Genomic DNA, 8,279 nt, shown 5'->3' with positions numbered 1-8,279 from the left:
CGATGAGGGCGCTGTCGCCGATGTCGCCCTGCACGAAGACATGGCGCTTGTCGCCATCGAGCGAGGCGAGCGTCTGGAGGTTGCCTGCGTAGGTCAGCTTGTCGAGGTTGACGACCGGCTCGTCGGCGCCAGCCAGCCAGTCGAGCACGAAGTTGGCGCCGATGAAGCCGGCGCCGCCTGTCACAAGGATCATGTATCTCTCGCAGGAATCGTAGAAATGGCGCACCCTGGGAGCGGTGCGCCGAGGGGGGCGATTATCCATGCGCCTCCCCGGCGTCTTTTCAACCAAACGCTACATCACGCACGTCAGACCCACTCACTGTGACACTGTGTCAACAGCCGCGCCGATGCCGCAGCGCAGCATGGACGCCCCGGACACATGGGGTAGAGTGATCCGGCACAGAACACACAAGAGACAACGGAGGCTGCCCATGACACGGAAAGCGCCGCGCCGCACCGCCCAGCGCATCCAGGAAACCGCCCTGGCGCTGTTCAACCGCTTTGGCGAGCCCAACGTCTCCACCACGCTGCTGGCCACCGAACTGCGCATCAGCCCCGGCAACCTCTACTACCACTTCCCGGCCAAGGAGGCGCTCATCAACCGCCTGCATGAGGACTTCGAGGCCAGCCTCGACGCCCTCCTCGCCCAAGCCACCGACGTGCGCGACCTGGCTGGCGCCTGGCGCTTCGTGCGCGAGCTCTTCGAGCTGATGGGCCGCTACCGCTTCCTGTACCGGGACATGAACGACCTGCTGAGCAACAACCACCACCTGGAGACCCGCCTGCGCGAGGCGCTGTCGCGCAAGGAGGCCGCCATGCAGGCCATGCTCTCGGGACTGGCAGGGGCGGGACTGCTGCGGCTGGAGCCCGCGGAGCGCGAAACCCTGGCGCGCAGCATGGTGGTGCTGGCAACCTACTGGCTCAATTACGAATTCGTGTGCAATCCTCGCGAGGCGCTGGAGCCGTGTGCCATCTGCGACGCGATGGTGCGGGGCACCCGTCACACCCTGCAGCTGTTGGTGCCCTACCTGGGAGCCGCCCAGCGTGCAGAGCTGGTGCGCCTGGCGAGCGCGCCGGCGCCCGAGGAAGACGCCCTCTCGACCTGAGAAAGCCCGCCGCCATGCCGCCTGTCCTGCGCACGCCCCCGCCGCCCGAGCAGTGGGCCACGCCCGATTGCCTGGGCCGATTTCCTTTCGATGCCGCCCGGGTGCGGACCGCGTGGACGGCCCTGCACGCCGGCCAGCCCCTGCCGCCGCCCGCCACCGAGGCGCTGGCGGATGCCTGGGCGCTGTACCACGCCGGCGATTTCGCGGCGGCGGCCCAGGCCGGCCAGCGGATCGGCGGCGCACCGGGGGCCGCAGTGGCCGACCAGGCCACGGCCATCTATGCCAACTATGTGGAGCCCGACGACGAGCGGCGCCTGGCGCTGCTGCGCCAAGTGGGCGAGCGGGCCCTGGCCCGGCACGAGGCCGACGGGGCGGACGTGCAGGCGCTGTACTGGCATGCCTATGCGCTGGGACGCCATGCGCAGGCCGTGAGCGTCGCGCGGGCCCTGGCCCAGGGCCTGGGCGGTCGCCTCAAGGAGACGCTGGAGCGGATCATCCAGTTGCAACCCGACCATGCCGATGCGCACTTCGCGCTCGGAGCCTTCCACGCCGAGGTGATCGACAAGGTGGGCGAACTCGTCGCCCGCATGACCTACGGCGTGCGCGCCGAACGCGCGATCGAACTCTTCGAACGGGGCCTGGCGCTGCACCCGGCCTCGGCCACGGGCCGGGTCGAGTACGCACGGGCGCTGGTGGCGCTGCGCGGCGACCCGACACTCGCGCAGGTGCAACAGCTGTACGAAGACGCCGCCGCCGTCGAACCCCTGGACGCCCGGCAGTTCCTGGACCGCGAGGTGGCGCTGGCCTGCATGGCGGATTGACATCAGCCAGCGTTGTCGCGATCGAAAAGCGCACAATCGTGCTTTTTTCAGACCCGCCCGCCATGTCCGACCTGCAAGCCCGTTTCGAAGCCGCCGAAGCCCGCTCCAAGCTGCTGCCTTCACGCCCCGACAACCCCACCCTGCTGAAGATCTACGGCCTCTACAAGCAGGCGACCCTCGGCGACAACGCCGAGAAGAAGCCCAGCTTCAGCGACATCGTCGCCCGCGCCAAGTGGGACGCCTGGAACACGCACAAGGGCGTGTCGGCCGACGAGGCCAAGCAGAAGTACATCGACCTGATCGACGCCCTGCACGCCGGCTGAACAGGCCAGCCCATGACCAGGCCGCTCCCCGGAGCGGCTTTTTGTTGCCCGGTCGACGGGCCGTTCAGGGCGCCGGTGCGGACGCCAGCGCCGTCACCCTGGCCTCGTGCGTCGGCAGCCGCCCGATACGCTCCACCTCGGCATGGAAGCGCGACCAGTCCCCGTTGCAGCGGGCGAACAGCTGCTCGAACTGCGGCACCAGCTGATCGTAGGCCGCCTGCGCGCCGAAGGTTGCGTTGTTGGCGCGCGCCACCCAGGCGTCGTAGGCGCCCTGGCGGCCGTCGGCCGGCCAGCCGGCACGCAGCTGCGCATAGTGCTCGCGGAATTCGCGCATGGCGGCCTGCTTCATCGCCTCGACCTGGGCCCAGTCGCCTGCCTTCGCTGCCGGCGAACCATAGGCGCGCGCCAGCGCCTCGCGGGTGGACAGCATCAGTGCCTGCATCTGCCGGCGGCGCTGGTCGAAGCGGGCGTAGGCCTCGCGCGCCGGCTCGTCGGCCTCGTCGCGCAGCCACTGGGCGCTGCCCAGGCGTTCGACCGCCGTGGCGTAGGACTCGTTGAACACCGTATCGCCCGAGACATAGAAGCGCTGGTGCGCCAATTCGTGGAAAACGATACGTGCCAGCTCGCCGTCCGGATAGCCGATGAAGGTCGACAGCAGCGGATCGCCGCCCAGCCAGTTGAGCCAGCCCAGCGTCGAATAGGCGGGCACCGGGTAGACGGCGGCCTCCAGGCCCTCGGCCCGCTGGCGCGCCGCCTCCGCCTGGGCCTCGGCCTCGTCGTAGTAGCCGCGGTAGCCCACGCAGCCAGCCACCGGGTAGCACCAAGTCTTGAGCTGCAGCGAATAGGCGGGGGCCGCCACCACGTTCCAGACGGCGGCGGCGCGGTGCAGGTCGGCGTAGGCCGTGTAGCTGCGGTTGTCGGGCAGCGCCAGCCGGCCGCTGGCGTAGCGGCGGATGTGCTGGGCCAGCGTGAGCTTGCGGCGCAGGCCTTCGGACAGCGTGGCGTCCTGCAATACCTCGGGCACGGGGCGCGCCGCATGCAGGATGGCCAGGTGGCCCCCCACCGATTGCGCGTAGTAGCCCAGCGGCCCGCAGCCGGCGAGCAGCAGCGCCGCCATGGCCCCGCCGGTGGCCAACAACAGGCGCCGCCGCCTCGGCCGCGCCGGTGTCCCTGCAACATCGCCCGGGGTGCGCACGCCATCCGGGCCGGCGGCGGGCCCGCTCACGCCGCCACGGCCTCCACCTGCACCAGGCAGTCGTAGAAGGTGGGCCCGCGGCCCAAGTCGGTCAGGCGCTGGCTGGTCAGCTCGTTGACGTTGGTGCCGTCCACACCCAGCTTGCGCCACCAGATGCCCAGGCCGTTGACCACGCCGGGCCGGGCGCGGCGCGAGACCTCGGCGCGGCAGCGGTGCTCGCCGCGCGCGTTGAACACCCGCACCATGGCGCCGTCGGCGATGCCGCGCGCCGCAGCGTCGTCGGCATGGATCTCCACCAGCGGCTCGCCTTCCATGGACCGCAGGCTGGTCACGTTGACGAAGGTGGAGTTGAGGAAGTTGCGCGCCGGCGGCGAGATCATGGCCAGCGGATAGTCGGCCGAGCTGCCTGCGGGCTCGTAGTTGGGCAGGTGGTCCGGCAGCCCGTCCAGACCCTGCGCCGCCAGCCGGGCGCTGAAGAACTCGCACTTGCCCGAGGGCGTGGGAAAGCCGCCCTCGGCGAACGGCGCCTCCGGTAGCGGCAGGGTGGCGAAGCCGTCACGCTCCAGCGCCGCCCAGTCGATGGCCTCGGGGCGGAAGGCCTGGCGGCACAGCGTCTCGTCGTCGTCGGCGAAGCAGGCTTCGCCCCAACCCATACGACGCGCCAGCTCGCGGAACACCCACGCATTGCTGCGCGCCTGGCCGCGCGGCGCCACGGCGGGGCGGTTGAGCATGACGTCGGTGTGGCCGTAGCTGAAGTGGATGTCCCAGTGCTCCAGCTGCGTGGTGGCGGGCAGCAGGTAGTCGGCGCAATCGGCCGTGTCGGTCTGGAACTGCTCCAGCACCACGGTGAACAGGTCCTCGCGCGCAAAGCCCGCCGCCACCTTGGCCGACTCGGGCGCCACCGCCACCGGGTTGCTGTTGTAGACCACCACCGCCTTCACCGCCGGGCCGCCGGCCAGGGCCGTGGCGTCGCCGGTCAGCACGTCGCCGATGCTGCTCATGTTGAGCGTGCGCGGCTGGCGGCCGGCCAGCAGGTCGGGGCGGTGCAACGTGGCACGGTCGGCCGGGAACTGACCGGAGGAACTGAGCAGCAAGCCGCCTGCCCGATGCCGCCAGGCGCCCACCAGCGCAGGCAGGCAGGCCACGGCCCGCGCCGCATTGCCGCCGCCGCGCACGCGCTGCATGCCGTAGTTGAGGCGGATGGCCGCCGGCTTCGTGGTGCCGTAATCGCGCGCCAGGGCCTCGATCTGCGCCACCGGCACACCGCACACGGCGGCGGCGCGCGCCGGTGGCCATTGCAGGGCGCGCTCGCGCAACGCTTCCCAGCCCAGCGTGTGGCGGGCGATGTAGTCGTGGTCCAGCCAGTCGTGCACGATCAACTCGTGCATCAGCGCCAGGGCCAGCGCACCGTCGGTGCCCGGCAGCAGGGCGATGTGCTCGTCGCACTTGTCGGCCGTCTCGGTGCGGCGCGGATCGATGCACACCAGCCGCGCGCCGGCCCGCTTGGCGGCCTGGGCATGACGCCAGAAATGCAGGTTGCTGGCGATCGCATTGCTGCCCCAGATCAAGATCAGCTTCGACTCGGCGAAGTGCTCGATGCGCATGCCCACTTTGCCGCCCAGCGTGTAGCCCAGGCCCTCGCCACCGGCGGTGGAGCAGATGGTGCGGTCCAGCAGCGAGGCGCCCAGCTTGTGGAAGAAGCGCCGGTCCATCGATTCGCCCTGCACCAGGCCCATGGTGCCGGCGTAGCTGTACGGGAGGATGGCCTGCGGCTCATCGGCGGCGATGGCCTTCAGGCGGGCGGCGATGTCGTCCAGCGCCTCGTCCCAGCTCACCGGCTCGAAGCGGCCCTCGCCCTTGCGGCCCACGCGGCGCAACGGCTGCGTGAGCCGTTCGGGGTGGGCATTGCGCTCCAGGTAGCGCGACACCTTGGTGCACAGCACGCCGCCGGTGTGGCGGTGCGCCGGGTTGCCCTGCAGCTTGATGGCGACGCCGTCCTGCACCGTCGTGACCAGGCCGCAGGTGTCGGGGCAGTCGTGCGGGCAGGCGCCGAGGACGGTGTGCGTGTCGGGGGTGGGCATGGCGGCAGTCATGGTCATCGCGGAGGCGTCGGTGGCGCGGGGCACGTGGAAGGGCGAGTCTAGGAGTGCGTGGCGCACCGCGCCATCGCGTTTTGTTCATCTCAGCATCAAGGTCAGCGCATGAATGGCCACGCCGACCAGCCCGCCCACCACCGTGCCGTTGATGCGGATGAACTGCAGGTCGCGGCCCACGTGCTGCTCCAGCTCGGCCACCAGCTCGTCCGTGTCCCAGTCGGCCACGCGTTGCTCGATGTAGCGGCGGATGTCCTCGCGCCAGCGTTCGATGGCGGCAGGGGCCGCCTGCTCCAGCTGCTCATTGAGCCAGGCGCGCATGCCGGCGTCCGAGGCCAGCCGCTCGCCCAGCGAAGCCGCCAGTCGGGCGATGCGCTGGCCGATGGCCGAATCGGGCCGCGCCAGGTCGGCCTGCAGCCAGTCGCGCAGCTGCTGCCACAGGCCGTCGAGGTAGTTCCGCAGGCCATCGTGGGCCAGCAACTCGTCGCGCAGCCGTTCGCCGCGGGCGACGAAGGCCGGGTCCTGCTGCAGGCGCTGGACGAAGCTTTGCATGGTGGCGTCGAAGCGCTGGCGCAGCGGATGGGCCGGGTCGGCCGCCGTCTCGCCCAGCGCCCGCGCAATGCTGGCCACCAGCTTGCGCGTGGCCAGGCGCGCCGCGACCTGGTCCAGGCCGACGTAGCGCAGGGCCTTGACCTCCTGCGCGATGGATTCGGTGAGCTGGTCCTGCAGCGCCTCGTCGTCGAGCCACTGCGCGGCGTGGCCGAGTACCGCGTCGAGCATGGCCTGGTGGCGGCCTTCGGCCGTCAGTGTCTCCAGCACCTGGCCGGCGGTGCGCGAGAAGTCCAGCTGCCGCAGGCCCGCCGCCGCGGCGCGGCCGAGGAAGTCGCGCAACCGCTGGTCGTCGACGGCCTCCATCACCTGGCCGGCAGCTGCCACGCCGAGGCGGCCCAGCCGTTCGGCCTGCGCGGGGCGCGACAGCCACGCCGCGAGACGCCCAGCCGCATCGAAGGCGCGCAGCTTGGCCAGCACCTGCGCCGTGCCCAGGAAGTTGTCGCAGAAGAAGCGCGCCAGGTTGGCGCCCAGCCGTGTCTTGCTGCGCGGCAGGATGGCCGTGTGCGGGATCGGCAGGCCCAGCGGATGGCGGAACAGCGCCACCACGGCGAACCAGTCGGCGATGGCGCCCACCATGGCCGCCTCGGCGAAGGCGGCCAGCCAGCCCCAGCCGGCGTGGCCGCCGCGCGCTTCCTGCCAGGTGGCCAGGGCATACAGCAGCGCGACGCCGACCAGCAGCGCCAGCGCCATCCGCTTCATCGGGCCGGGGCCCGTCGCCGCCGCCATGGCCGCGTATCAGCCAATCTCGGCGCTGTCCGCCAGACCGTGCATGAAGGCTTCGCAGCGCGCCAGCTGCGCCAGCGTCACGTACTCGTCGGGCTGGTGGGCCTGCTGGATGCTGCCGGGACCGCACACCACCGTGGGAATGCCCGCGTTCTTGAACAGGCCCGCCTCGGTACCGAAGGCCACCAGTGTGGTGCCGGCCTCGCCCGCCAGGCGCTGCGCCAAGCGGGTGACCGGGTCGTCGCGGCCGCCGAGGAAGGACGGGATCTCGCAGATGGTCTCGAAGCGGAAGCCCGTGTCCGCCGCCACCCGCTGCATGCGCGGCTCCAGGCCGCGCGCATAGTCGACCACCTGCTGCTGCATGGCCCGGGCATCGGCCGTGGGCAGATCGCGGAATTCGTAACGGAACTCGGCGTCGCGCGGCACCACGTTGTCGGCGATGCCGCCGTGGAACTGGCCCACGCTGGCGGTGGAGAAGGGCACGTCGAAGCCGTCATAACGAGGTTCTTCGCGCTCGAAGGCTTCGGCCATGTCGCGCACCTTGCCCACCACCCGCGCCGCCATCTCGATGGCATTGACCGAATGCGGCGTGAGGGAGGAATGCGCCTCCTTGCCGCGCACGCAGCAGCGGTAGCGCCACACGCCCTTGTGCGCGATGGCGGGCACCATGGACGTGGGCTCGCCCACGATGCAGGCAAGAGGCCTGACGCCAGCGTCGCGCATGTCGGCGATGAGTTCGCGCACGCCAAAGCAGCCGATCTCCTCCTCGTAGCTGAAGGCGAAGTGCACCGCGAAGGGCGCGTTGCCGGCCAGGATCCGCTCGGCATTGGCCAGGGCGATGGCGATGAAGCTCTTCATGTCGGCCGAGCCCCGGCCGAAGAGCGCCGGCCCCTCGGGGCCATCCTGCACGGTGGCCGAGAGCGGGTCGACCGTCCAGGCCTGGCCCTCCCAGGGCACGGTGTCGGTGTGGCCCGAGACGATCACGCCGGCCGGCTTGCCCTCGCCCAGCGTAGCGAAGAGGTTGGCCTTGGTGCGCTCGGCATTCCAGGTCAGGCGGCTCTTCACGCCCAGGCTGGCCAGGTGCTCGCGGGCGAACTCGATCAGTTCGAGGTTGCTGCGGTCGCTGATGGTGTTCATGCGCACCAGCGCCTGGGCGAAGGCCAGCGCGCGGTCGGAAAGCGGGGGATGGCTCATGAGGCTGGATTGTGGCCGGCCGGGCTTGACCCCGGCGCGCCGTGCGGCAAGCAGCGGGCAGCGGGCAGCGGGCAGCGGGCAGCAAACTGCCAGCGGCGCACGCTGCAGTGCCTGGACGTTCCCGCTTGCCCCTGCCGCGGGCATCCGTATTGCTTGCACCGGCATCCCGGGCGTGTCAGCCTGCGCAGGCCTGCCCCCACTAGACTGCCCTT

Annotated in this window: 8 protein-coding genes; 3 read left to right on the top strand and 5 right to left on the bottom strand. The window is 71.1% G+C overall.

From position 1 onward, the window contains the following. The coding region (locus KBC94_RS08055) for a GDP-mannose 4,6-dehydratase (protein ID WP_294368388.1) at nt 1-193 on the bottom strand (193 nt) is incomplete at its 3' end. A gap of 238 nt (nt 194-431) precedes the next feature. On the opposite strand from KBC94_RS08055, the gene KBC94_RS08050 reads away from it, so the two are divergent. The 3 genes from KBC94_RS08050 to KBC94_RS08040 all read left to right on the top strand — a co-directional run bounded on the left by KBC94_RS08050 (nt 432) and on the right by KBC94_RS08040 (nt 2,250). Further along, nucleotides 432-1,106, top strand: a complete 675-nt coding sequence (locus KBC94_RS08050; protein WP_234193074.1) for a TetR/AcrR family transcriptional regulator — start codon at nt 432-434, stop codon at nt 1,104-1,106. Nucleotides 1,107-1,120: 14 nt separating this feature from the next. Next, on the top strand, nt 1,121-1,927 hold the full coding sequence (locus tag KBC94_RS08045) for a hypothetical protein (protein ID WP_294368381.1): 807 nt from the start codon (nt 1,121-1,123) through the stop codon (nt 1,925-1,927). 62 nt (nt 1,928-1,989) lie between these two features. Then, nucleotides 1,990-2,250, top strand: coding sequence for an acyl-CoA-binding protein (locus KBC94_RS08040; RefSeq protein WP_294368379.1), 261 nt, complete (start codon nt 1,990-1,992; stop codon nt 2,248-2,250). A gap of 64 nt (nt 2,251-2,314) precedes the next feature. Here KBC94_RS08040 and KBC94_RS08035 read toward each other — a convergent pair whose 3' ends face one another. The 4 genes from KBC94_RS08035 to argE all read right to left on the bottom strand — a co-directional run bounded on the left by KBC94_RS08035 (nt 2,315) and on the right by argE (nt 8,067). Then, on the bottom strand, nt 2,315-3,367 hold the full coding sequence (locus KBC94_RS08035; protein ID WP_294368421.1) for an aminopeptidase: 1,053 nt from the start codon (nt 3,365-3,367) through the stop codon (nt 2,315-2,317). A gap of 104 nt (nt 3,368-3,471) precedes the next feature. Next, nucleotides 3,472-5,544 (bottom strand): molybdopterin oxidoreductase family protein, encoded by a 2,073-nt coding sequence (locus KBC94_RS08030; protein ID WP_294368377.1) that lies wholly within the window; start codon nt 5,542-5,544, stop codon nt 3,472-3,474. A 78-nt stretch (nt 5,545-5,622) separates the two neighbouring features. Further along, nucleotides 5,623-6,876 (bottom strand): DUF445 domain-containing protein, encoded by a 1,254-nt coding sequence (locus KBC94_RS08025; RefSeq protein ID WP_294368374.1) that lies wholly within the window; start codon nt 6,874-6,876, stop codon nt 5,623-5,625. Nucleotides 6,877-6,885: 9 nt separating this feature from the next. Further along, complete coding sequence (gene argE / locus KBC94_RS08020) at nt 6,886-8,067, bottom strand: acetylornithine deacetylase (RefSeq protein ID WP_294368372.1); 1,182 nt, start codon at nt 8,065-8,067, stop codon at nt 6,886-6,888. Between the last annotated feature and the right edge of the window lie 212 nt (nt 8,068-8,279).

Source organism: Pseudacidovorax sp., assembly GCF_017991995.1.
Taxonomy (GTDB): domain Bacteria; phylum Pseudomonadota; class Gammaproteobacteria; order Burkholderiales; family Burkholderiaceae_C; genus Xenophilus.
This window is presented reverse-complemented; position numbering and strand designations above follow the sequence as displayed.